The 23,597-nt window shown below is 70.7% G+C and carries 17 protein-coding genes and 1 pseudogene; 7 read left to right on the top strand and 11 right to left on the bottom strand.

Annotated features, from left to right (window positions below; translation table 11 throughout):
- Positions 1-16: 16 nt before the first annotated feature.
- From lnt to ADK54_RS28420, 3 genes are all read right to left on the bottom strand, one after another.
- Positions 17-1,633 carry an apolipoprotein N-acyltransferase gene (gene lnt, locus ADK54_RS28430; protein ID WP_053728587.1) on the bottom strand — a complete coding sequence of 539 codons (1,617 nt, stop codon included), beginning with the start codon at positions 1,631-1,633 and terminating at the stop codon, positions 17-19.
- A 67-nt stretch (positions 1,634-1,700) separates the two neighbouring features.
- On the bottom strand, positions 1,701-2,288 hold the full coding sequence (locus ADK54_RS28425; RefSeq protein WP_053728586.1) for a hypothetical protein: 588 nt from the start codon (positions 2,286-2,288) through the stop codon (positions 1,701-1,703).
- 46 nt (positions 2,289-2,334) lie between these two features.
- Complete coding sequence (locus ADK54_RS28420) at positions 2,335-3,117, bottom strand: glutamate racemase (protein WP_053728585.1); 783 nt, start codon at positions 3,115-3,117, stop codon at positions 2,335-2,337.
- 81 nt (positions 3,118-3,198) lie between these two features.
- Here ADK54_RS28420 and ADK54_RS28415 point away from each other — a divergent pair, with 81 nt between their 5' ends.
- Positions 3,199-4,374, top strand: a complete 1,176-nt coding sequence (locus ADK54_RS28415; protein WP_053728675.1) for a glycosyltransferase — start codon at positions 3,199-3,201, stop codon at positions 4,372-4,374.
- 6 nt (positions 4,375-4,380) lie between these two features.
- Here ADK54_RS28415 and ADK54_RS28410 read toward each other — a convergent pair whose 3' ends face one another.
- From ADK54_RS28410 to ADK54_RS28400, 3 genes are all read right to left on the bottom strand, one after another.
- Positions 4,381-5,715, bottom strand: coding sequence for a TerD family protein (locus ADK54_RS28410; protein WP_078966698.1), 1,335 nt, complete (start codon positions 5,713-5,715; stop codon positions 4,381-4,383).
- Positions 5,716-5,914: 199 nt separating this feature from the next.
- A complete protein-coding gene (locus tag ADK54_RS28405) occupies positions 5,915-8,491 on the bottom strand; it encodes an AMP-binding protein (RefSeq protein WP_053728583.1) in 2,577 nt (858 codons plus the stop codon).
- Complete coding sequence (locus ADK54_RS28400; RefSeq protein WP_234392240.1) at positions 8,491-9,891, bottom strand: MFS transporter; 1,401 nt, start codon at positions 9,889-9,891, stop codon at positions 8,491-8,493. Before ADK54_RS28400 ends, ADK54_RS28405 begins: the two co-directional genes overlap by 1 nt.
- Here ADK54_RS28400 and ADK54_RS47750 point away from each other — a divergent pair.
- Positions 9,806-10,168: a hypothetical protein gene (locus ADK54_RS47750; protein ID WP_234392243.1), complete on the top strand. Its 363-nt coding sequence runs from the start codon at positions 9,806-9,808 to the stop codon at positions 10,166-10,168. The genes ADK54_RS28400 and ADK54_RS47750 overlap by 86 nt on opposite strands.
- 343 nt (positions 10,169-10,511) lie before the next feature.
- Positions 10,512-11,543, top strand: coding sequence for a hypothetical protein (locus ADK54_RS28390; RefSeq protein ID WP_053728580.1), 1,032 nt, complete (start codon positions 10,512-10,514; stop codon positions 11,541-11,543).
- Positions 11,544-11,660: 117 nt separating this feature from the next.
- On the opposite strand, the gene ADK54_RS28385 is transcribed toward ADK54_RS28390, so the two are convergent.
- The 4 genes and pseudogenes from ADK54_RS28385 to ADK54_RS48590 form a co-directional block, all read right to left on the bottom strand.
- Positions 11,661-12,548 (bottom strand): ArsR/SmtB family transcription factor, encoded by an 888-nt coding sequence (locus ADK54_RS28385; RefSeq protein WP_159047919.1) that lies wholly within the window; start codon positions 12,546-12,548, stop codon positions 11,661-11,663.
- An 85-nt stretch (positions 12,549-12,633) separates the two neighbouring features.
- Positions 12,634-12,861 (bottom strand): annotated as a pseudogene (ilvN, locus tag ADK54_RS28380) (acetolactate synthase small subunit); the annotation flags it as partial.
- A gap of 7 nt (positions 12,862-12,868) precedes the next feature.
- Complete coding sequence (locus ADK54_RS28375) at positions 12,869-14,791, bottom strand: acetolactate synthase large subunit (RefSeq protein ID WP_420717419.1); 1,923 nt, start codon at positions 14,789-14,791, stop codon at positions 12,869-12,871.
- Positions 14,792-15,830: 1,039 nt separating this feature from the next.
- Entirely contained in the window at positions 15,831-16,001 is a 171-nt protein-coding gene (locus ADK54_RS48590; RefSeq protein WP_324610201.1) for a winged helix-turn-helix transcriptional regulator, read from the bottom strand.
- A 546-nt stretch (positions 16,002-16,547) separates the two neighbouring features.
- Here ADK54_RS48590 and ADK54_RS28365 point away from each other — a divergent pair.
- The 4 genes from ADK54_RS28365 to ADK54_RS28350 all read left to right on the top strand — a co-directional run bounded on the left by ADK54_RS28365 (position 16,548) and on the right by ADK54_RS28350 (position 21,154).
- Positions 16,548-17,003 (top strand): DUF6643 family protein, encoded by a 456-nt coding sequence (locus ADK54_RS28365; protein WP_053728576.1) that lies wholly within the window; start codon positions 16,548-16,550, stop codon positions 17,001-17,003.
- A 57-nt stretch (positions 17,004-17,060) separates the two neighbouring features.
- Entirely contained in the window at positions 17,061-17,894 is an 834-nt protein-coding gene (locus ADK54_RS28360; protein WP_053728575.1) for an MOSC domain-containing protein, read from the top strand.
- Positions 17,895-18,032: 138 nt separating this feature from the next.
- Positions 18,033-18,638, top strand: a complete 606-nt coding sequence (locus ADK54_RS28355; RefSeq protein ID WP_053728574.1) for a hypothetical protein — start codon at positions 18,033-18,035, stop codon at positions 18,636-18,638.
- A gap of 113 nt (positions 18,639-18,751) precedes the next feature.
- Positions 18,752-21,154, top strand: coding sequence for a right-handed parallel beta-helix repeat-containing protein (locus tag ADK54_RS28350; protein WP_053728573.1), 2,403 nt, complete (start codon positions 18,752-18,754; stop codon positions 21,152-21,154).
- Here ADK54_RS28350 and ADK54_RS28345 read toward each other — a convergent pair.
- On the bottom strand, positions 21,124-23,505 hold the full coding sequence (locus ADK54_RS28345; RefSeq protein ID WP_420717412.1) for a hypothetical protein: 2,382 nt from the start codon (positions 23,503-23,505) through the stop codon (positions 21,124-21,126). The genes ADK54_RS28350 and ADK54_RS28345 overlap by 31 nt on opposite strands.
- Between the last annotated feature and the right edge of the window lie 92 nt (positions 23,506-23,597).

Genomic DNA, 23,597 nt, shown 5'->3' with positions numbered 1-23,597 from the left:
GGCCGGAACCGGCCAGTCAGTTACCGGTGCCGCGCCGCCCCCGCACGGACCGGGTGGTCGCCCAGGCCAGGCCCGCGGCGGCGGCCGCGACGAGCGCCCACTCAGGCAGCGTGCCCAGCTTGGTGGCGGGCGTCTGCGAGGAGCGCAGCGGCACCTTGGCGACGAGGGAGGCCGGGGTGAACATGGCGGTCTTCTGCACGACCTTGCCGTCGGGCATGATCACGGCGCTGACGCCGCTGGTGACCGGGACGGTGACGGTCCTGCTGTGCTCGACCGCCCGCACCCGTGACATGGCGAGCTGCTGGTAGGTCATCTCGCTGCGGTCGAAGGTGGCGTTGTTGCTCGGCACGGAGATCAGCTGGGCGCCCGCGGTGACGGTGTCGCGCACCGCCCAGTCGAAGGCCGCCTCGTAACAGGTGGCGATGCCGACCTTGGTGCCGGCCATGGTGAACAGGCCCGGCTTGGTGCCGCGGTTGAAGTCCTCGCGCACCATCGAGGTGTAGCCGGGGGCGAAGGTGCCGATGAGTCCGCGCAGCGGGATGTACTCGCCGAACGGCTGGATCTGCCGCTTGTCGTACGTCGCGACGGGGCCCAGCTTGGGATCCCACTGGACCTGCTCGTTGTAGAGCTTGGTGCCGTAGCCGCCGACGACGGCGCCGACCGAGATGGGTGCGCCTATGGCCTTGGCGGCCTGGTCGATGACGGCGCGGGCGTCGTCGTCCACGAAGGGGTCGACGTCGGAGGAGTTCTCCGGCCACAGGACGAAGTCGGGCTGCGGCTCCTTGCCGGCCCTGACCTGGTCGGCGAGCCGCAGCGTCTCGCGTACGTGGTAGTCGAGCACGGCCCGGCGCTGGGAGTTGAAGTCGAGGCCGAGGCGGGGCACGTTGCCCTGGATGACGGCGACGGTCGCGGTGCCGTCCTCGGCGGAGTCGCTGACCAGGCCTCGGGCGCCGAAGGACGCCGCGACCGGCACGACGACCGTGAGCAGCGCGGCCGCCGCCGCTCCCTTGCGGACGCTCCCGGTGCTCCTCAGCCGGAGCGCTTGGCGGACACATTCGTACAGGCCGAAACCGCACAACACCACGGCGAAGCCGAGTACGGGGGTGCCGCCCAGGGCGGCAAGCGGCAGGAAGGTGCCGTCGGCCTGTCCGAAGGCGACCTTGCCCCAGGGGAAGCCGCCGAACGGCGCGCGGGCGCGGGCCGCCTCGGCGGCGATCCACATGGTGGCCGACCACACAGGCCACAGCGGAAGCCTGGAGACCACCGCCATACCCGCTGCGGCCGCTCCGATGAACAGCGCCTCGATGGCGGCGAGCCCCAGCCAGGGCCCTGGACCTACCTCCACACCGGTCCACACAAGGAGCGGGAGCAGGAAGCCGAGGCCGAAGAGGTAGCCGAGGCCGAGACCCGCCTTCCAGCCGCGGCCGCGCAGGACCCAGCCGAGGACGGCGAACGCGGGCAGCGCCAGCCACCACAGGGGCCTCGGCGGGAAGCTCAGGTACAGGAGCACCCCAGCCAGCGCGGCCACGGCGGGCCGGGCGAGACGGTTCAGCAGTCCCCGCAGCCGCGAGGGTGCGGCAGGCTGCGGTCCGAGCTGTTCCGGCTCGGTTGTGGGGGTTTCGGTGGTGCTCACCCGGCGGAGTCTACGGCGGGTGGCTGTGTACCGGGGAGTCCGGTCTCAAGGGACCCGGCGCGGAGGGTCAGGCCTCGACGGGCTTGGCGGTGCCGAGCAGCCGCAGCCGGTCACGGATGACCCGCACCGCCGCTTCGGCGTCGTCCACGGTGACGGTGAAGACGCGTCCGTCGCCGAGCTTGAGCGCCACGCCCTCGCCGCGGCGCACGACCACTGCGGTGCCGATCTCGGGCCGCCAGCGGTAGCCCCAGCCGCCCCACTGGCGCGGGGTGACGCGCGGCACGAAGTCGGCTCCGACGACGTGGTCGAGAGGGATGGTGCGGCGCGGCAGCCCGATGTGGCCGCAGCGCACTTCCAGGCAGTCGCCGTCGACCTTCACCGATACGTGGACGAAGGCGAGGGTCCCGAAGAGCACCAGGATCCCGGCCGCCAGACAGCCGACGACGGACATCAGGAGCGGCGCGATGCCGGACGTCCAGTTCGAGTCGACGGCGAGCTCGACTCCGAGCGCGATACAGGCCGCGCCGCCCGCTGCGAGCAGCCACTGGACGCGGTTGGTCGCCCGGCCGGTCCAGACCTCTGGCGCCTGCTCGGCGGCACCGGATCCGTGCTGGGACTCGGGGGGCGTGGGGTACTCCGGGGACGGTTCCCTCATGGGTAGCAGCGTACTCAGGTTCCGCTGCCACGGCACTGTTCAGCGCTCAGCGAGCAGGGCTGACGGCCTGTAGCAGGCGGCCTTCGGGGTAGGCGAGGGCGACGTCGGGCAGGGTGCCGGTGCGGCCGCTGAGCAGCACGGTCAGGCCTCCGACCTGGGGGGCTTCCGGTGCCGGCAGGATCCCGGCCCGGCGCAGGCCCTGGGCGGCCACGGCCTCGGCGCTGCCGAAGAAGGTGAGCGGGCCGCCGTCCGGGCGCAGGGCCGTACGGATGCGTTCGGCGACCAGCTCGTAATGGGTGCAGCCCAGGACGACGGTCCTTACCTCCGGCGGCGTGAGGGCGGCGGCCACGGCGACGGCCCGGTCGATCGCGGCGTCGTCGGCGTGCTCGACGGCCTCGGCGAGGCCGGGGCAGGGCACCGCGGTGACGTGCACGCCGTCGGCGAATTCGCGGATCAGGCCGCGCTGGTACGGGCTGCCGGTGGTGGCCGGGGTCGCCCAGATCGCGAAGGGTTCCCCGCCGGCCGCGGCGGGCTTGATCGCGGGGACGGTGCCGATCACCGGGATCCGCGGTTCCAGGGCGGCGCGGATCGCGGGCAGGGCGTGCACGGACGCGGTGTTGCAGGCGATGACCAGGGCGTCCGGTTCGAGGGCCGCGGCGGCCCTGGCCACGGCGAGGGCTCGCTCGGTGACGCCTTCGGGCGTGCGCGGGCCCCAGGGCATGCCGTCCGGGTCGTTCGAGATCACGAGTTCGGCGTCGGGCCGTAGCCGACGTACCGCGGCGGCCGCGGCGAGCAGGCCGATTCCGGAGTCCATGAGCGCGATCTTCACCCGGTCACCATAGTCGACGGGCCCCGGCGAATCCGGCCGAGGTCCCGTGTGGAGCACGGGATGTGGGGCAGACTGCGGCGGATGAGCGCCCTTGCATGGATCGCCCTGGTGTCCCTGGTCGTCTGGCTCTGGCTGCTGCTCGGGCAGGGCTTCTTCTGGCGCACCGACCAGCGGCTGCCGCCCAGGGCGGCACTCGAACATTGGCCGGATGTCGCGGTGGTGGTGCCGGCCCGCGACGAGGCGGAGGTGCTGCCGCTGAGCCTGCCGTCGCTGCTCGCGCAGGACTACCCCGGCCGCGCGGAGATCTTCCTGGTGGACGACGGGAGCTCGGACGGCACCGGTGAGCTCGCCCGTTCGCTCGCCGAGCGGCACGGCGGTCTGCCGCTGAGCGTGGTCTCGCCGGGTGAGCCGGAGGCGGGCTGGACCGGCAAACTGTGGGCGCTGCGCCACGGCATCGCGCTCGCGCGGGCACATGAGCCGGAGTACCTCCTGCTCACCGACGCCGACATCGCGCACGGGCCGGACAGCCTGCGGGAGCTGGTCGCGGCGGCGCGCGGCGGCGGCTTCGACCTGGTGTCGCAGATGGCGCGGCTGCGGGTGGCCAGCGGCTGGGAGCGTTTGATCGTCCCGGCGTTCGTGTACTTCTTCGCGCAGCTGTATCCGTTCCGCTGGATCAATGCCCGCAGGCCGCGCGCCACGGCAGCGGCGGGCGGTTGCGTCCTCCTGCGTACTCAGGCCGCGGAACGGGCCGGGATTCCGGACGCGGTGCGCCAGGCGGTGATCGACGACGTGTCCGTGGCGCGCGCGGTGCGCGGGTCCGGCGGGCGGGTCTGGCTGGGCCTCGCGGACCGGGTCGACAGCGTGCGCCCCTATCCGCGCCTCGCGGACCTCTGGCGGATGGTCTCGCGCAGTGCGTACGCGCAGTTGCGGCACAGCCCGCTGGTGCTGCTCGGCACGGTCGCGGGTCTGGCGCTGGTCTATCTGGCGCCGCCGGTCACCTTCGTCGCGGGCCTGGCCACCGGGAGTGCCGGGGCCGTGTGGGCGGGCGGGGCGGCCTGGCTGGTGATGACCGGAACGTATCTGCCGATGCTCCGCCACTACCGCCAGCCGCTCGTGCTCGCCCCGGCGCTGCCGTTCACGGCGCTGCTCTACCTGCTGATGACGGTCGACTCGGCGGTGCAGCACTACCGGGGGCGGGGCGCGGCCTGGAAGGGCCGCACCTACGCCCGGCCCGAGGCCGCACCCGAGCAGCGGTGACGCGGGCTACTTGCGGCCGGGCGTCCAGTTCATGCCCCAGCCGTAGGCCTGGTCGATGGTGCGCTGCGGGCTGACGCCGCGCGCGGGCACCAGGTAGCGGGCCTCGCGCTGGACGACCAGGTCGCCGTTGTTGTTGGTGATCAGGGCGAGCGCGCAGACCGTGGACGGGACGGTGCACTCGTCGAGGAAGAACTCGATCGGCGCGCCGAACTGCGGCTGGAGGGTCACCGTGGCGTGCAGGTCGGCGAAGCTGCGGGCGCCCTCATAGATGGTGACGAAGATCAGCAGGCGGCGGAACTTGTCCTTCTGGTCGAGATTGACGGTGAGGTTCTCACCTGTTTCGACGGCGCCGGTGCGGTCGTCGCCGTCGAGGTGGACGTACGGAGGCTGGTGGAGCGCGCCGAAGGCGTTGCCCAGGGCCTGGACCACGCCCTTGCGGCCGTCGGAGAGCTCGTACAGGGCGCACAGGTCGAGGTCGAGATCGGAGTGGTTGGCGGCGGCGCGCCCCAACTTGGCGCCCCAGCCGCTGAATTGCTTGCGGCTCTGCCAGTTGAGATTGACCCGCATCGCACCCGAAGTGCCGCCCTGTTTGGCGAGCGAGACCCTGGGTGCGTCCTTGGTGAGGGTGACTTTGGACAGGCGCACAGGTGACGGCGGCGTCAACGGCGGAGCGGTCGGGGGCGCCGGAATCTGGGCGGCCGGCTCGGGCCACACCGGGGCCGGGGGTGGGGTGTAGGCGGCCGGGGCGGGAGGCGGCGTCGGCGTGAAGGGCGCCTGTGCGGGTGACACGGCGGGCGGCTGCTGCGGCTTGTCGACGGTGATCCCGAAGTCCGTTGCGAGGCCTTCGAGTCCGCTGTCGTAGCCCTGGCCGACGGCGCGGAACTTCCAGGCGCCCTGGCGGCGGTAGAGCTCGCCGAGGATGAAGGCGGTCTCCACGGTGGCGTCCCGGCTGTCGAAGCGCGCGAGCTCCGCGCCGGTGGCCGCGTCCAGGACACGGATGCCGAGGCCGGGGACGCGGCCGAAGGTTCCGCCGTCGGCGGAGGCGGCGAGCACCACGCGTTCGACGGCCGGTTCCACCTGCGCGAGGTCGATGAACAGGGTGTCCGTCACCGCGTCGGGCCCGGACCGCTTGCCTTCGTGGCGCACGGCTCCCGAGGAGTGGGTGGGCTGGTTGTAGAAGACGAAGTCGGCGTCCGAGCGGACCCGCCCTTCGGTCAGCAGAAGGGCCGAGGCGTCGACGTCGGGGACGCCGGGACCGGACCGCCAGGCCAGTTCGACACGTACCGAGTGCGCAGGCACCGGAACATTGGCTCCTTTAAGCATGGACATGCTCTCCCCCATCACTCGGTGCGGTGCCGAAAGATTTCTGCCCCGTCAACCTAGTGCCCGATCGTCCCCCCGGCACCTCTCCCGGCCGCCCGCCGGCAACCCCTGATGACCCGCTGATCACGCGCTGCCGGATCCCGTTCGGTGCCGGCCCGGTTCGCCGGGCCGGCACCGAACGGCTGCGCAGGGTCCCGGCGGCCGCGCACCGTGTGGGTCAGCGGCGGGCCTGGGCGTCGAGCCAGTCCCGGACCAGTTCGTCGTTGGGCGATTCGAGCAGGGCGAAGTGGTCGACCGGCAGCTTGTCCACGGCGTCGTCCGGCAGGACGTCCCGCCACTGACCGATGGCGTGTCCGCGTGTCCACGGCTTGCCGCCGCCGGCCGTGACGGTGGTCGGCCCGCGGCGGGCGTAGTCGATCTGGCCACCGGTGTCGCCCTGCAGGATGCGCACCCGCAGCCCGTCGGGCGGGCTCAGCAGCAAGCCGTCCAGGACCCGTGCGTTCGATTCGTACACCGCCCAGGCGTCCTCGATCTCCTGCTGGCCGGCGTCCCGCGCCAGGGTTCCCGCGTCCTTGGCCGCCGCGGTGACCGCGGCCAGGTCGAACCCGCCGTGCTCGTCCACAAACCGCTGGGCGGGGGCGGTGATCGACCAGCCGACACGGACGAAGATGTCGAAGGCGTCCTCCACGCGGACGCGGTGGGCGCCGGGGTCCGGCGGGTCGATGAGCAGGGCCCGCACCGCGTCGCCGCAGCGGTCGTGCAGCCGGCGGGCGACCTCGTAGCCGAAGACGCCGCCCAGCGAGAACCCGGACACGCAGATGGTGCCGAACCGTTCGACGCCGCCCGCCAGGAGGACCTCGGCGAGTCCGTCGGCGAGCGCCGCCATGCCCTTGCCGGACAACTCGGGAGGCGTTTCCATGGCCCACACGGTGTCGTCGGCGGGCAGCAGCCTGGACAGTGACGCGTAGCGGGTGACCGCGCCGGACAGTGGTGGCAGAAAGACCCACAGCCGGTCCTGTCCCGCCGGACGCATCCGGACAAGGGTGGTGCCGGTGGTGTGGTGGGCGGTCGGAATCCCGTCACGCCGATCGGCCAAGAGGCGTGCCAGCGCGTCGAATTGGGGTGTCCGGTAGAGCTCGGCGGCGCGCAGGCCCACGTTCAGCCTGCCGCGCACCTCGGTGATCAGCTCGATCGCCCTGACCGAGTTGCCGCCGGCCGCGAAGAAGCTCGTCGACTCGTTCTCGGGCGGGGCGCCGAGGACCTGTCGCCAGGCCCGGCGCAGTTGTGCGGGCACGTCCGTCGGATCGGCGTCGTCCTCGACGTCCGTGCCCGGCAGGGTCTTCGCCCGGTCGAGCAGCGCCGCCCGGTCGACCTTGCCGCGCGATGTCAGCGGGAACTCGTCGAGGACGGTGACCCGCGAGGGCACCATGTAGTCGGGCAGGGCAGCCGCGAGCCGCCGCACGATCGCGGCCTCGGGATCCGATGGCGGCGCGAGGCTCTTGTCGAGCCGGACGTACGCGGCGAGGAGCCGGCCGCCGGCGGTGTCGAACGGCACGACCACCGCGTCGACGACGAAGTCGACGGACAGGAGCCGGGAGACGATCTCACCGGGTTCCACCCGGAAACCGCCGTTGACCTTGACCTGCGCGTCGAAGCGGCCGTGCAGGTCGTAGCCGCCGTCGCCCTTCGCGGTGGCCACGTCGCCGGTGCGGTAGGACCACTCGCCGTCGAGCAGGCAGAACGCCGGGGACGACGCCGCCTGCCCCAGGTAGCCGCGACCGACCGCGACGCCCTGGATGACGAGACCGGATGCGTCGCCGTCTTCACCGAGGGGTTCGAGAAGGAACCGGACGCCGTCGATCGGTGCCCCGATCGCGATGGCGTCGCCGGGCAGCAGGTCCCGGTAGCAGACGACGACGGCCGTCTCGGTCGGACCGTACCCGTTCACCACGCGGGTGCCTCCCGGTGCGATGCTCGCCCAGGCGGCCACCGCGCTCTGGGTCGGGGCCTCGCCGCCGGCCATCACCAGGCGCAGGTCCGGTGCGGTGTGCCCGGCCGACTCGGCCAGCTCGGCGCCGAACCTGTTGAACACGCCCGTCGGCAGGCTCAGCACGGTCACACCGAGCCGACGGCAGTGGTGCAGGAAGTCCTCGGCTCCGCCGTACACGAACGCCTCGTCCCGGAAGACGAGTTCACAGCCGGCCACCATCGACGTGCAGATCTGTTCGAGCGCGAGGTCGAACGCGATCGAGGAGAAGAGCAGTCGGGTGTCGTCCGATGTCAGGCCGTACCAGTCGATGGTGCGCAGGACGTGGTTCGCCAGGGCGGCCTGCTCGACGACGGCTCCCTTGGGGACCCCGGTCGACCCCGACGTGTAGGCGACGTACGCGGCGGGCGAGGTGCGCCGGACCAGCCGTTCGTCCAAGGGCAGCCCCGGTCGCGGGCCACGCGTCGGTCCCAATTCGGTGATCAGCGCGGCCGGGCCGCAGTCGTCGACGATCAACTGCTTGCGGCTGTCCGGCAGATCCGGCTCCAGCAGGGTGAAGGCCGCGCCGACCTGGCCGACCGCGGCCATCGCGACGATGGTGTCGAAGCCGACCGGCAGGTCGATGACCACGACGTTCTCCGCCCCGACGCCGAGCTCGCGCAGGCGCGCGGCCAAGGTGTCGGCGGCCGCCGCGAGTTCGCGGTAACTCAGCTTGTGCTCGCCACGGGACAACGCGACCTTCTGGGGACGGTCGACCGCGTGCGCGGCGATCGCGGCATACAGCGTGCCGCCGGTTTCCGAAGTCATCAGGCGTTGACCTTTCGCGAGCGGGGAATGGCAGAGGTACTCGTGGTGGTGGGCAGGATCACCAGGACGGCGATGACGGCGAGGGACGCCACCGCGGCGCCGGTGATCCAGGCGGCGAGCAGGCCGGAGCTCACACCGTCGGCGAACCACGTCGCGGCCCGCCCGGACCCGTGGGCGAGCAGGTCGTAGCCCTCACTCACCGAGCCGGCCGAAGCGGGCAGACCGGGCGCCGACTCGACGTGCTTCGCGTAGCCCGTCGAGAACACCAGGCCCATCACCGCGACGCCCCCGGCGCCCCAGATCTGCTGGAACATGGCGTTCACGGAGGACCCGACGCCCGCGTCGGCCGGTCGCAGACTGGTGACGATCAGCGTCAACGCGGGTCCGACGGACAGCCCCATGCCGAGCCCGCAGCACAGCAGCCCCGCGGCGAGCAGCGGATAGCGAAGATCGGCGGCGGCCATGGCGCACAGCGCGCAGCCGAGCGCACCGAGGCCGAGCCCGGTGGCCACGGTGGCCTTCGGCCCGATGCGCGCGGTGACCGCGACGCAGGACAGCGAGGCGATGGTCAGCCCCACCGCGAGCGGGAGCAGGCCGGCACCGGCCTGCAAGGGGCTCCAGCCCAAGCCGTACTGGGTGAACTGACCGGCCAGGAACACCGTGCCGAACAGGGCGAAGAACAGTCCGGACATGGCCACGACGGCGCCGGTGAACGTACGCGTCCGGAAGTAGCCGAGGTCGAACAGCGGCCGGTCGGTGCGCCGTTCGTGGACGGTGTACCCGATCAGCGTCAGCAGACCGGCGGCGCCGAGGCCGAACCGCAGCCAGCCGGGGAGCCGGTCGTCGACGGCGAAGATGATCGCCGAAGCGAACACCGCGACACCTATGAGGAGCAGCACCGCTCCGACGGGGTCGGGGCGCCTCGTGACGGGCTCGGGTTTCCGGCGCCGGACGAGGGTGGCGGTGCCGATCAGGGCGATCGCACCGACCGGCACGTTGATCAGGAAGATCGATCCGTACCAGAACCGGGTCAGCAGCAGGCCGCCGAGCACCGGGCCGACGGCCACGCCGAGACCGACGACGGCCGGCCACAGCGCGAGCACGCGCCGTCTGCCGCTGTCGGTCAGTTCGTTGGCGAACAGCTTGAAGATGCTCGGCACGATGAACGCCGCGCCGATGCCCATGCCCGCGCGGGACAGCACCAACATCGACACCGAGGGCACGAACGCTCCGAGGAGCGAGGCGGCCGTGAAGGCGCTGACGCCCACGGCGTACGAACGACGCGCACCCACGCGGTCGACGACGCTGCCCGCGATGATCAGCGACGAGGCGAAGACCAGCATGTACGCGTCGATCGCGAACTGCACGTCCGGCGTCCCCGCCCGCAATGACGCCGATATTCTCGGTACCGCGGTGTTGATGATGGAATTGTCCGCGGACACCATGAAAAGGCTCAGGTACGCGGTGCCCACGACACCAAAGGTGCGCGACCTCATCCTTGGTCGACTTGCGGTCAGCGACATGTGGTTCTCGATCTTCTCGAAAGGCCTGCGGTCGGCCGTTGACCAGGAAATCGACGGCTTCCACAAAAGTGCATATGCCGGGCAGCTGAATCGAGAATTGTCGCTGTTCTGCGCCACGGCAAAAAAGGGGGATGCGGGGCGGCTTTCCGGCTGATGGCCTTGTACGCCCCCCACCTGCAAGCTTTTTCGGCTCGCCGGTTTCAGACGCTAGCAGTCCACTGCCGGGAAGATCAATCACAGGTGGCTCGGATCACACCTGGGCCTACTGCCCGGCCGGGCACCGAAGCTCCGCCCCGAGATTAAACCGGTCATTCCGGTAATTCCCCGCCACTTCGCCGGAACCCGAATGATGATTTTGACTCTGCCTCAAATACATGGACACAGCGAAAAGACGAGAGTTGACTGCCCTTGTCGCAGCGCCGAACTCGTAATCCGGCCCTGCATCGAACGAAAGCATTCCCTGCGTCATCGATGAGGGAATTTCACAAGGAGCGTTAATGACTGTTGAAGCTGCTGCCGGAGCCAACTGGACCATCGCTCCAGAGTTCACGTTCACGGATGCGGAGCGCGAGGCCCTGGAGTCTTCGCTCGACAGCCTCACCGCCAACCCTTACCGCCTTTACGAGGCGCATCGCTTCCAGGTCGGCCGGCTCATCGCCGAGGGCGTGATCCCGGAGCGTTTCCGTGCTTACGTCGACTCGCTGGCCACCCGCGACCGTACCGCCGAGCCGGTAGTAGTCCTGAAGAACGTCCCTCACGACCGTGATGTCCCGGTGTTCGACTTCGACCAGCCCGTGCGTTCCAAGTACGAGCTGAAGAAGACGTTCGTCGCCGAGGGGTTCCTCGCGCTGTTCGCCCAGCTCGCGAACACCCCGGCCATCGGGTACGTCAACGTCAACGACGGCGATGTCTTCCAGGACATCTACCCGCAGCGGCATCTGCAGGGCAGCCAGTCGCAGAAGGCGCTCAAGCAGATCCACTTCCACAAGGACCTCGCCAACCACTTCGTGCGGCCCGACCAGGTGTACATGGTCGGTATGCGCAGCAATCCCGTGAACGAGGTCTACACCTCGTTCGTACGGAACATCGACGTCATCGCCGCCTTCACCGAGGAAGAGCTGACGCTGCTGCGCTCCAGCGAGTTCTACACCCCCTTCGACGACCTGAGCACCATGGGTGGCGGACGGGTTCAGCTCGGGGAAGCGGACATGCACCCGATCATCGGCGGCCGGGGCCCGGAAGACCTGCGGTTCTTCGAGAACCGGACCGTGGGGGTCACCGAAGCCGCCAAGGCCATCGTCCCCAAGGTCGCCGAAACCCTGCACTCCCTCAAGCGGCGGGTCTTCATCGAGCCCGGCGACTTCGTGATCACGTACAACAACCACACGATCCACGCCAAGGAGGTCCTCAACGTCGGCGACCCCGAGGCGCTGCAGAGCCGCTGGATCATCAAGACGGTGAACGTGGACGACATGGCACCGCACCAGGGCCACTTGGTCCCCGGCACCGACCACCTGATCAACGGCTGACCACCGTCCGACGAACCCCTGCAGGCATCCCGGTGTCGCCTGTGGTGCCCGTCCCCTTCCGGGACGGGCACCACAGTTGGTTCGCCCTCACCACCTCCGAGCCGGATCGCGTCGGCGTCAGCGCATCCGCGGGAGCATGGTCGGCTCCGCGGTGAGCTGCGCCGTGATGAGTGCCGAACCGACGGGCGTCAGCACGTGGTTGACCGCCTTGCCGACACGATGGGTGGCGACGAGGCCGCCGTTGCGCAGGGCGGTCACGTGCACGGAGGCGGTGCCCGCGCTGACGCCGAGCCGGTCGGCGAGTTCGGTGGTACCGCAGCCCGCGCCGATGTTGAGGAGCGCCGCCGCGCGACCGCGGCCGAGCAGCGCGCCGAGCTGGGTGGGGGCCACCGCCTCGCTGTCGTCCCAGAGCCGGCGGTGTCCGGACGCCGGGTAGGTGATGACCGTCCCCCACTCGTTCGTCAGGAGTACCCGGGTCCGCTGGAAGACCGAGGGCACCAGGATCAGCCCGCGCCCGGCGCGTCCCGGCGCGTCCCGCACTTCTCGCACGGTGAGGCCGGGCAGGCTGTCGACGACCTCGCGGACTCCGAACGCCGCCAGGTTGTGGGCGCGCAGCGCGACATCGGACTCCAGCGCGGTCCTGATCCGGGGCCAGTCGTCGGCGAGGCAGTCCTGGAAGAACTCCCGGGCCGGCTCCTCCAGCGGCCCCAGCGCCGAGAAGTCGGCCTCCTGACGGCCGGTCGCCGCCCCTTGCCGGCGGAGCAACTGCCCTGCCGTCAACCGAATCCGGTGCTGCACTTCGGCCTGGGGGATGTTGAGCGCGTGCCGGTTTCCGAACTTCAGGCTGTGCCGGAGCCGGCCGCGCAGGGCTGGGTGCTGTCCGCGCAGGACTTCGCTCGCCGCCAGCGCCTCGAGCAGCGGCGAGACGAGGAAGCGGCAACTGGACAGGTCACTCGCTGAGACGCTCAGTACCACCTGGCCGTTGTGCTCCGGTCGAGACGCCACCGGCAGGGGAGTTCGCCGACGGGTCTGCGCCGGCGGGGGCTGAGTAATCGTAGTAGTAGACATCAGCCTTTGCTCATGCGCTCCGCTCTTGGATGGAGATGACGTTCACCAGCTTGTCGAGCTGCTGGATGACCTGCTCCAGGGGGCGTTCGTCCACATCGACGACGATCGTCATCTCGGAGGTGGCGGGTTCGTCGGTGGGACGCACCGACAGCGAGTCGATGTTGAACGCCCGGCGGGAGAAGAGACCGGCTATCCGCGTGAGGGCACCGGACTTGTTCTCGACGCGGACAACGAGTGTGTGCTTCTGCATGGCGTTCCTACTCCTCGTCGTCACCGAAGTCGGGACGGCTGTCGCGCGCGGCCAGGATTTCGTCGTTGGAGGTGCCGGCGGCGACCATCGGCCAGACCATGGCGTCCTCGTGGACGATGAAGTCGATGACGACGGGGGCGTCGTTGATCGCCATCGCCTTCTCGATCGTCGCGTCGAGCTGGTCGGGGGATTCGCAGCGCAGCGCGTAGCAGCCCATGGCCTCGGCGAGCTTGACGAAGTCCGGGACGCGGGTACCCCGGTTGGGTTGCTCGTCGGGCGCTTCGCCGGAGTGCAGCACGGTGTTGGAGTACCGCTGCCCGTAGAACAGGGTCTGCCACTGGCGCACCATGCCGAGGACCCCGTTGTTGATGATCGCGACCTTGATCGGGATGTTGTTGAGCGCGCAGGTGACCAGTTCCTGGTTGGTCATCTGGAAGCAGCCGTCACCGTCGATCGCCCAGACCGCCGCCTCCGGCTTGCCCGCCTTGGCGCCCATCGCGGCCGGGACCGCGTAGCCCATCGTGCCCGCGCCGCCGGAGTTGAGCCAGGTGTAGGGCCTGTCGTAGGCGATGAACTGCGAGGCCCACATCTGGTGTTGGCCGACTCCCGCCGCGACGATCGTGTTCTCGTCGGTCAGTTGGCCGATGCGCCGGATGACCTGCTGGGGCGAGAGCTCGCCCGGAGGGGCCGGCTCGTGGCCCAGCGGGTAGGTGCTGCGCCAGCGGTCGAGTTGCTCCCACCACGCCGCGTAGTCACAGGTCTTTTCGGGGTCCTCCGCGCTCTGAAGTACGTCCCGGACGGCGGCGGTGAGGTCGGTCAGCACCTCACGGGCGTCTCCGACGATCGGAACGTCCGCGAAACGGTTCTTGCCGATCTCGGCGGGATCGATGTCGGCGTGCACGATCGCGGCGTGCGGCGCGAAGCCGTCGAGCCTGCCGGTGACCCGGTCGTCGAACCGAGCGCCCAGGGCGACGATCAGGTCGGCCTTCTGAAGGGCCGTCACCGCGGCGACCGTCCCGTGCATGCCGGGCATGCCCAGGTGTTGCGGATGGCTGTCGGGGAAGGCTCCGATGCCCATGAGCGTCGTGGTCACGGGGATCCGGGCGAGTTCCGCCAGAGCCTGCAGCTCGGCGCTCGCCCGTGCCTTGAGCACACCGCCACCGACGTAGAGCACCGGCCGCTCGGCCTCGGCGATCAGGCGGGCGGCTTCGTGGATCTGCCTGGCGTGCGGCTTGGTGACGGGCCGGTAGCCGGGCAGTCGGTGCTCCGTCGGCCACCGGAAGACCGTGTCCTTCTGCAGCGCGTCCTTGGTGATGTCGACCAGGACGGGCCCGGGCCGACCGGTGGACGCGATGTGGAAGGCCTCGAAGATCGCGCGGGGAATGTCGTCCGGATTCGAGACGAGGAAGCTGTGCTTGGTTATGGGCATGGTGATGCCGCAAATATCGGCTTCCTGGAAAGCGTCCGTGCCGATCAGTGAACTTGCCACCTGCCCGGTGATGGCCACGATGGGAACCGAATCCATATAGGCGTCGGCAATCGGAGTGACCAGATTGGTCGCTCCCGGGCCGCTCGTCGCCATGCAGACCCCGACCTTCCCGGTGGCCTGGGCGTAGCCGGTCGCGGCGTGGCCCGCGCCCTGTTCGTGCCGCGCCAGAATGTGACGCACCTTGGTCGAATCCATGAGGGCGTCGTACGCAGGGGTGATCGCTCCACCTGGGATCCCGAACGCGATTTCGACGCCCACTTCCTCAAGAGAACGGACGAGGGACTGAGCCCCCGTCATCGTCTCGGCGGAGTGCGAGGGGACGGGTGTTTCTACGGTCTGAGTCATCGTTCTGTATTTCTGTTCTTGGCGCCGCTCCAGGCGGCAGCAACCGCCTGAGGAACCTGAGTTCCGAGCCCGCCCAGCGGGTACGACAGCGGATATGTGCTCAGCGAGTACGACTCCGTACGGTGAAATTCTCGACCATACGGCCAGGTCGGGGGGTTGCCTTCGTTCCGGCATCGTGGCAGGTGTGAGCGCCGATCAAGATCCATCCACCTCTGCTCACGGAGGAGCCGGCCGACCGTGATTGCGCACGGAAGTCGTTACTGGATGGGGATCAGACGGGGATCAGACGGGGTGACGGACGCTCAGGCATCACACATTGTTCACGTGAAGCGGCAGGATATGCCGACACGGAAAGCCGAAACTCGGCGCATGGTCTGCGCCCACCCCTCAGGGGCGAACGCGGGTCCGCGTTCACACCTCAGGCATGCGCTGTCCGACGGGCGGGGCCCATCGGCTTGCGTGGTGCGTATCCGCTGGTGAGCGGGTGTTGATCATAAGCACAGGTGATCTACGGAAGGAAACGGGTTCTCAAATGCTGAGAGCCTGTTGTTATTTGCCCCTCATCCGGTGTAAGCAGAACCGCCATCCCGCGCGGGTGATCTGGGTAGGTTTTATCCCGGAAGGCTGATTTATCTCGTCGCCGGGAAGGTCTTTTGCCCCTTCGGCCGATCTGGCGATGCACTGCTTCCACGCAGGCGGCCCGGCCGAGACGAATTCGCTCATGGCCATGCGACACGGCACCCTCCAACTCCTCACCGACACCCACCCCTTGGCCCCACACTGACCGCCCCCGCCCGCGCTGCCACATCCTGGGCAGCGGGCCATACGCCGCAGGCGCTCCAGGCCCGGGCGGACCGCCTCCACCAACACCTCACCGCACACCCCGCGTTGGGCTCCACCGACGTCGGGCACTCCCGCGCCCCCCGCACCCACTTCGACCACCACGCCGTCGCCACCGGCACCGACCGGGAGTCCCTCCTCGACCAGCTTGCGCAGGTGACGGCCGACGAGGCGGCACCGAGCGCGACGCGCAGCCGGGACAAGGTCGTCTTCGTCTTCCGGACGAAAGTGCCTTCCTGGCCTGGGACGATGAACCTTGCCGAGGGGCTCTGCCGGTCCAAGCGGAGGGCGCTTTCTACGCGCGGGCCATCGGTTCGCGTCCCAAGGCCCTTGTCACGGCGGACGATTCGGCGGTGGTCGGCGGGATATCCTGATAGACGGTCCGCCGGACGAGCCCGTCCTCCTCCAGATCGCGCAGCTGGCGGGTGAGCATCCGCGGCGTGATGCCGGGCATGGCCCGGTTCAATTCACCAAAACGTCATGTTCCGCCGAACAGACATTTCAGGATGCTGAGCTTCCACACACCCCCGCAGACGGTCATGGCGACCTCATGCTAACTACACCCACCTGAAGGGACATTGGCCGAACCGGTCAGCGTTGGAAGCCGGGAGGCCCACACCAGAACGCCTGCACAGCACCGGGCCCGGAATGCCCCGCCCCTCGGGGAGCCCACCACTCCTCCACACCCCGGCCCCATAAGACGAGGCACCTACCGCCAAGTGCCGGCTCGACCCAGCAAGTCCTTGAGCGAGAAGCCGACGTCCTCATGAGTTGATACCGCCGCCCGGCCGTCGGAGCGGGGCTCCCCCGCCCCGGCAAGGACCACGCGGCCGTCACCCTTCGTAGATCCTCCGTCGCTTCGCGTCAAACGGAGAGCACGATTGGAACCCCTCACTTGCTAAGGCTTCATTAACGACGTTTCAGCAGGTCAGGCGGGCAAAACCAGCGTAAAAGGGATGACCCGAAGATTGGGGCTCCCCAACGACCACATCGTGGGCTTAACTTATGTGCCATGACCTCCCCCCGCTCCACCTATGGCGGCGGTTACTACTCCGCGCCGTTCTTCCCGGACACCCCCATCTACGACTCCCTCGTCGCAGAACGGGGTACGCCTCAGATCGCCCCGATCCGAGTGCCTTCCCTCTATGACACCGGCAGCAGCTACCTGCCGGCGCTTCCCTCGGCGCTGCCCGCGCTGCCGGCCGCCCCTTCGCAGCCGAGCCCCTCCTACGCCTCGTCGTACGGGTACCAGCAGCAGATGCAGCAGCCGGTGCCGCTGCAGCACGCGCCCGCTCCGTACATTCCGCAGCAGCCCTCGGCCCCGCGCGGCTACCAGGGGCAGCAGGCCATGCCGCAGCGACCGATGCAGGGCACCGGGTACGAGGCCATGCGGCCGGCCGCGCCGCGGCCGACGCCCGCACCGTACGAGGATCCGTACAACCGGCCCTACCAAGGCACCGGGTACTGATCAAGAGCGGGACCGGCCGCCCGGACGCTTGTCCGAGGCGGCTGGCAGGATGTGTTCATGAGCAGTGCACTTGATGCAGTTGTCCACGGGATGCGCATTCATCCCGTCAAGTCGGTCGGGGGATACGACACGGCACAAGCGGCGGTCGAGCCATGGGGGCTCGCCGGGGACCGCCGCTGGATGCTGGTGGACACGCACGGCACGGCCGTCACTCAACGCGAGCGGCCGGCCCTCGCCCTGAGCAGTGCCGCCACACTGCCGGGCGGAGGCGTGCGGCTTTCCGCGCCGGGGCGTGACGACCTGGTCGTCGAGCCGCCGCAGCCGATGGCCGCCGTCGGCGTCACGCTCTTCGGCAACAAGTTCGAGGCGGTGACCGCCGCCGATGAGGCCCACGCGTGGTTCAGCGCCTACCTGGGCACCGAGGTCCGGCTCATGCACCTCGACGACCCGGCGCGCCGCAGGGCCATCAACCCCAAGTACGCGCCGAACGGCGAGACGGTCAGCTTCGCCGACGGATACCCGCTCCAGATCGCCACGTGCGCCTCGCTCGACGCCCTCAACTCGCTGATCGCGCAGGGCGACGATCCCGCCGAGGGCCCCCTGCCGATGAACCGGTTCCGGCCCAATGTGGTCCTCGACGGGACGGAGGCCTGGGCCGAGGACACCTGGTCGCGGATATCGATCGGGGAGGTCACCTTCCGGGTGGCGAAGCCCTGCGGGCGCTGCGTCATCACCACCACCGACCAGGCCACCGCGGAGCGCGGCAGGGAGCCGCTGCGCACCCTGGCCCGGCACCGCCGGATCGGCGGCTCGCTGGCGTTCGGCGTCCTGGTCATCCCCGAGGACACCGGCACCATCCGCATCGGTGACACGCTGAAGGTGCTCGCATAGCTCCGCGCCACGCGGGAACTCCTGTGGGTAGCAGACGCGTTGGACGGGGCAAGCCGGGTGGATCAGATCCCTGTTCGTGCCACCCGCGCGCCTGCCGTCCCGCCGGGGCGGCACGAAGCGGAAGGGGGTGCGTGGCCCGTGCGAGCCATTACGGGAGTGTGGCGTTGGCGGCACAATCCGCTGCGCCGCCGCACCGACTTCGCGGAGGCCCATCTGGCGCTCGTGGCCCTGGTGCTCATGGTGTTCGCCGCGCCGGCGGTGGGGGTGCTCTGCGGATCCCTCACGGATGCGAGCCTGCGTCAGGCGGTCACCGAGCAGCGCCGGCACCGGCATGTGACCGCGGCCGTGGTGGTGGGCCGGGCCGAGCAGCGCGCGCCGGCCTCGGAGCCCGACGGCTCGATGGGCCGCGCCGCCCGCACTCGGGTGATCGCCAACTGGACGGCGCACGACGGCAGTTCACACACCGGGACGCTGGCCTCGCCACTGAAGGCGCCCGCCCCCGGCGCCACTTTCCAGATATGGACCGACGACCACGGGCGCCCGGCGCCCCGGCCGATGGCGCTGTCCGCGGCCGACACTCACGCCGTGTTCTCGGGGATCTGCGCGGCCGCGGCGGCCGCCGGACTCGTCGAGGGCGTACGGCGGTTGATCGTATGGCGGCTGATACGCCGACGGTATGAGCGACTGGACCGGGCGTGGGCCCGATACGGTCCGGACTGGGGCCGTACCGGCGCAGGCAGCTGACCGGTCAACTCACCGGCCCCGCGCGCGCTACGGTGGACCATCAGTCGCACAAACCAGGTCACGGTCGAGGTGTGTGCGAGGTCGCACGCACGAGGTGGGGGCACGGCAGCACCATGGCTCAGGGCACGGTCCAGGTGACGCACACGGGCACGTCGAGGTGGCGCCGCCGCACGGGTGAGTACGCCTCTCTGGCCGCGGCCCTGGAGGCCGCCGGCGACGGGGACGTCCTGACCGTCGCCCCGGGCACCTACCGGGAGAATCTGGTGCTGTGCCGCTCCGTGACGCTGCGCGGCCCCGAGGGCGCGGTCGGCTCGGTCCGGATCGCGCCGGCCGACGGCGTGGCGCTGACCGTGCGCGCCTCGGCGACCGTGCGGGACCTGTACCTGGAGGGCCAGGACGCGGCGGCGCCCGCGCTGCTCGTGGAGGACGGTGCGCCCGAGCTCGTCGATCTGCGGGTGGTGACGCGCTCCGCGGTGGGCATCGAGGTGCGGGGCGGGGCGCGGCCCACGGTGCGGCGCTGCACGGTGGACAACCCCGGCGGCGTGGGCATCGGTGTATTCGACGGTGCGGGCGGGGTGTTCGAGGAGTGCGAGGTCGTCGCGGCCGGGCAGTCCGGGGTCTCGGTGCACAGCGGCGGGCACCCCCGGCTTGAACGCTGCCGGGTGCACCACTCCAGCGGTGCCGGGCTGGCCGTCAGCGGCGAGGGCAGCGGGCTTGAGGCGCTCGGCTGCGAGGTGTACGAGATCAAGGGCGCCGGGGCGCAGATCGCCTCGCGCGCCTCGGCCCACCTCACCGACTGCACGGTGCACCGCACTTCGGCCGACGGCATCACCCTGGACACCGACGCGGTGCTCACGCTGGCCGACTGCGACATCCACGACATCCCGGAGAACGCGGTCGATCTGCGCTCGCGCTCCGTGCTCACACTGACCCGCACCAAGGTCCGTCGCTTCGGGCGCAACGGCCTGTCGGTGTGGGACCCGGGCACCCGGGTGGACGCCAACCAGTGCGAGATCCACGACAGTACGGGCGACTATCCGGCGGTGTGGGTCAGCGACGGCGCGACCGCGGTCCTGGAGGGCTGCCGCGTCCATGACGTACCGGACGCGATCTTCGTGCTCGACCGGGGCTCGCGTGCCGACGTCGTCGACAGCGATCTCACCCAGGTCCGCAACACCGCCGTGTCGGTGAGCGACGGCGCGACCGCGCAGCTCGACGACTGCCGGATCAGGGAGGCGTCCACCGGCGCCTGGTTCCGCGACCACGGCAGCGGCGGCACGCTCGCGGGCTGCACCATCGACGGCGCGCAGACCGGCGTCATCGTCACCAAGGGCGCCGACCCACGCATCGAGCGCGTCACGGTCACCTCCCCCGCCGAGGCCGGTTTCTACGTCTCCGCCGAGGGCCGGGGCACCTTCCACAGCTGCCGGGTGACCGGCAGCGGCGGCTTCGGCTTCCACGTCATCGACGGCTGCCGTACGACGCTGACGCGCTGCCGCACCGAGCGCTGTGCGCGCCGGGGCTATGAGTTCTCCGAGGACGGCGCGGTCGTCGAGGACTGCACGAGCGACGAGAGCGGCGTCAAGGCGGGCGCCGCCGAGCCGCCCGCGGTGCAGAGCGCGACGCAGACCATGGGGCTGCTCTCCGCCGTCCCCGGCCCGCGCCCCGCCGAGCCCCCAACGGCGGAACCGGTGACCGAGCCCGCGCGCACTTCAGGGGCCGTGCTCGGCGAGCTGGACACGCTGGTGGGCCTGGAGAGCGTCAAGCGCGAGGTGCGGGCGCTCACCGACATGATCGAGGTCGGCCGCAAGCGGCAGCAGGCCGGCCTCAAGGCGGCCTCGGTCCGCCGCCACCTCGTCTTCACCGGCTCCCCCGGCACCGGAAAGACCACGGTGGCGCGTCTGTACGGGGAGATCCTGGCCTCCCTCGGCGTCCTGGAGCGCGGTCATCTCGTCGAGGTGTCCCGCGTCGACCTGGTGGGCGAGCACATCGGGTCCACCGCGATCCGCACCCAGGAGGCCTTCGACCGGGCGCGCGGCGGGGTGCTGTTCATCGACGAGGCGTACGCCCTGTCCCCCGAGGACTCGGGCCGCGACTTCGGGCGCGAGGCCATCGACACGCTGGTGAAGCTGATGGAGGACCACCGCGAGGCGGTGGTGGTCATCGTCGCCGGGTACACGGCCGAGATGGAGCGGTTCCTGAGCGTCAACCCCGGTGTGGCGTCCCGTTTCTCACGGACCATCAGGTTCTCGGACTACTCCCCCGAGGAGCTCCTTCGCATCGTGGAGCAGCAGGCGGACGAGCACGAGTACCGGCTCGGCTCCGGCACCGCGGAGTGCCTCCTCAAGTACTTCACGGTGCTGCCCAGGGGCGCCGCGTTCGGCAACGGGCGCACCGCACGCCAGACGTTCGAGTCGATGGTGGAGCGGCACGCGGGCCGGGTCGCCCAGCTGGCCGAGGCCAGCACCGACGATCTGACCCTGCTCTACCCGGACGATCTGCCCGAACTGCTCTGATCGACCCGTTGGTTCGGCACGCCGCTGGCCAGCTCGGCCAGGAGCAGGGCGCGTTCGCGGCCGAAGGCCGGGTCGGCCTGGTAGTCGGAGTGGCCCAGTATCGGCGCGGGCAGCGGGTGTTCGCGGGTACGCCCGTAGGCGAGCGGGTCGAGCAGCGGGCCCTTGTCGACGTCGTCGCCGGTCAAGACGGGTCCGCCGATGGGGTCGGTGGCGCGCCACAGGTTCCGCCAGCAGTGCACCTCCTGGTGGAGGGCCTGGAGCGGCGCGGGACCGAAGTAGGTGGGGAACCAGCGTCCGTAGAGCCGCTCGACGGGGCAGCCGTAGGTGAGCAGGGCGACCCGGCGCCGGGCGGCGGCGGGCAGTTGCCAGACGGCGGCCGCGGCGAGGACGCTGCCCTGCGAGTGGCCGGAGATCACGAGGCGGCCGCCGGTGCGTTCGGTCCAGGTGTTCATGCGCCAGGCGAGGTCGGGCACGGCCCGCTCGGCGTAGCAGGGCGGCGCGAAGGGGTGTGCGGCGCGCGGCCAGAAGGTGCCGACGTCCCACAGGATGCCGACGGTGCGGCGGGCCGCCGCGTCCTTGTAGGCGCGCCGGCCCCAGGTGACGAAGAGCAGGAAGCCGAAGCCGGTGCACCAGGAGCCGAGCGACTGGGCGGCGTCGGCGGCGAAGGCGATGGGCGTGGCCGCGCCGTCGGCCGCCTGCTCCGGTACGTCGCTGGTCCACCACGCGCCGACGAGGGCCGCGGCGCCGAGCAGCAGGGACGCGCCGGAGACGATGCCGAGGAAGACGGGGGCGTGGTCGGTGAGCCCGGCCATCGCGCGGGCGCTCGCGATCTGGCGGGTGCGGGCGGTGTCGGGCTGTTCGACGGGGTAGTCCGCCATGACGCGCGGGGCGTCGGCGCGGGCGGTGCGCCACGTGCGGACGGCGAAGAACAGCACGACGGGGATCAGCAGGGCCAACAGGACGGGGATCACCGAGGCCTGCCACGTCAGCAGCGCGGGCGGCCCGATGAAGGACGCCCGGTGGATGGCGCCGTGGTCCACCCAGTCGGCGACGCGCTGGGCCACGCCGCCCGTCATCACACCGCCGAGCGCGCAGGCGAGCATGGCGACGGCGGGACCGCCGAGTCCGTACAGAGCGGTGCGTTCCCCCGGTGCCCAGCGTCGCAGGTGCCAGGCCACGGCGGCGAGCGCGGTGATCAACACCCCCTGGGCGAAGGTCAGGAAGCCGAAGGCGCGGTCGCCGGGCAGGGTGCCGGAGGAGGCCCAGTCGGCGCGGTCCCAGGCCGCGTACACCATGGCGAGGGCGAGCAGGGCGAGCGAGGTGACGGGCAGCCAGGCGGTGACGGCCCGGTCGAGCTGCTCGTCGAGATGCGTTTCGGTACGTCCCCTGCGGCACACCACCCACACCACAACTAGCCCAGCTACGGCGAGAGTTGACTCCAGGAGCAGGCCCAGGGTCTCGAAGACGGCGCTGGTGGCGGCACGGTCGTAGCGGGCTGCGGCGGCCGTCACGCCCGCGGCGGCGGTCAGGAACCCGGCGGCGGTGTGGGCGGCGCGGAGCCGCGCCACCAGACGCCTGCCGTACCAGAATCCGGGCCTGCTGAAGGCGGGCTTGACGGCCTCGACGGGGTCGGCGGCAGGCTCGGCGTTCAGCGGCTGCTGGGACTCGTACGCGCTCCAGGTGCGGTTGGAGAGGTACCAGAGCAGGAAGGTCAGACCCGCGGGCGCGAGCGCCGCCAGGGCCAGGCGGCGGCCGGGCTGTGACCACCAGCCGTGGTGGGCGACGGAGGTGAAGCCCAGCCAGTACCAGGACCGCGAGCAGGCGGCCGAGCCCGCGCACTGCCAGGCCGTGAGATCGAGCGCGACCTCGCAGGCGGCGGCCACCAACAGCACGGTGAGGCTGAGCGCGATGAGCCGCACCAGGACCCCGTACAGCCGGATCGCCCAGTGCGGCTCCTTGGCGGGCGGCCGCATCCAGTGCGCGAGGTTGATCACCATGAACGGCAGCAGGAGCAGCCACAGGGCGCGGGCGCTGTTGCCGGAGGTCAGGTTGCACCAGACGTACGCCTCGGGCACCGGACGGTCGCGGTAGCGCTCGGGGTGGGCTTCGGCGTCGGCGTCCTCGCCGCGCCGGTAGATCGCGGCGGTGTCGTCGCCGGTGACGCACACGGTGCGCGGGTCGTCGAGCATCTTCTGCGGTGTGGTGCCCCCGACGCCGTGGACCAGCAGTTCGAGGGCGGGGCCGCCGCTCTCGGCTGCTGGGGCACCGGCCTGGGCGGCGGGTGTGGCACGGGACACTTCTGCGACTCGCTCTCGTGATGGCAGGATCGGCGGCGCGAATGGCACGGACATTCAGGATCTCGGATCCGGGTGCCCTGGTGCAGTGCTCTCACGGAATCTCCCCGTGACAGGATGGGGTGTCCGTAGCCGGGGGTGCAGATGTG

It is taken from the genome of Streptomyces sp. WM6378 (assembly GCF_001279695.1).
In the GTDB taxonomy this organism is placed as follows: Bacteria; Actinomycetota; Actinomycetes; order Streptomycetales; family Streptomycetaceae; genus Streptomyces.
Note: the sequence above shows the minus strand (reverse complement) of the source record. Positions and strands in the feature narration are given on the sequence as shown.

Coding starts and splice junctions, on each gene's coding strand:
- ADK54_RS28415 (WP_053728675.1), top strand. CDS start 3,199: ATGAGCGCCCTTGCATGGATCGCCCTGGTGTCCCTGGTCGTCTGGCTC.
- ADK54_RS47750 (WP_234392243.1), top strand. CDS start 9,806: ATGATCAGCGACGAGGCGAAGACCAGCATGTACGCGTCGATCGCGAAC.
- ADK54_RS28425 (WP_053728586.1), bottom strand. CDS start 2,288: ATGAGGGAACCGTCCCCGGAGTACCCCACGCCCCCCGAGTCCCAGCAC.
- ADK54_RS28360 (WP_053728575.1), top strand. CDS start 17,061: ATGAGCAGTGCACTTGATGCAGTTGTCCACGGGATGCGCATTCATCCC.
- ADK54_RS28345 (WP_420717412.1), bottom strand. CDS start 23,505: ATGTCCGTGCCATTCGCGCCGCCGATCCTGCCATCACGAGAGCGAGTC.
- ADK54_RS28405 (WP_053728583.1), bottom strand. CDS start 8,491: ATGACTTCGGAAACCGGCGGCACGCTGTATGCCGCGATCGCCGCGCAC.
- ADK54_RS28365 (WP_053728576.1), top strand. CDS start 16,548: ATGACCTCCCCCCGCTCCACCTATGGCGGCGGTTACTACTCCGCGCCG.
- ADK54_RS28390 (WP_053728580.1), top strand. CDS start 10,512: ATGACTGTTGAAGCTGCTGCCGGAGCCAACTGGACCATCGCTCCAGAG.
- ADK54_RS28350 (WP_053728573.1), top strand. CDS start 18,752: ATGGCTCAGGGCACGGTCCAGGTGACGCACACGGGCACGTCGAGGTGG.
- ADK54_RS28410 (WP_078966698.1), bottom strand. CDS start 5,715: ATGGGGGAGAGCATGTCCATGCTTAAAGGAGCCAATGTTCCGGTGCCT.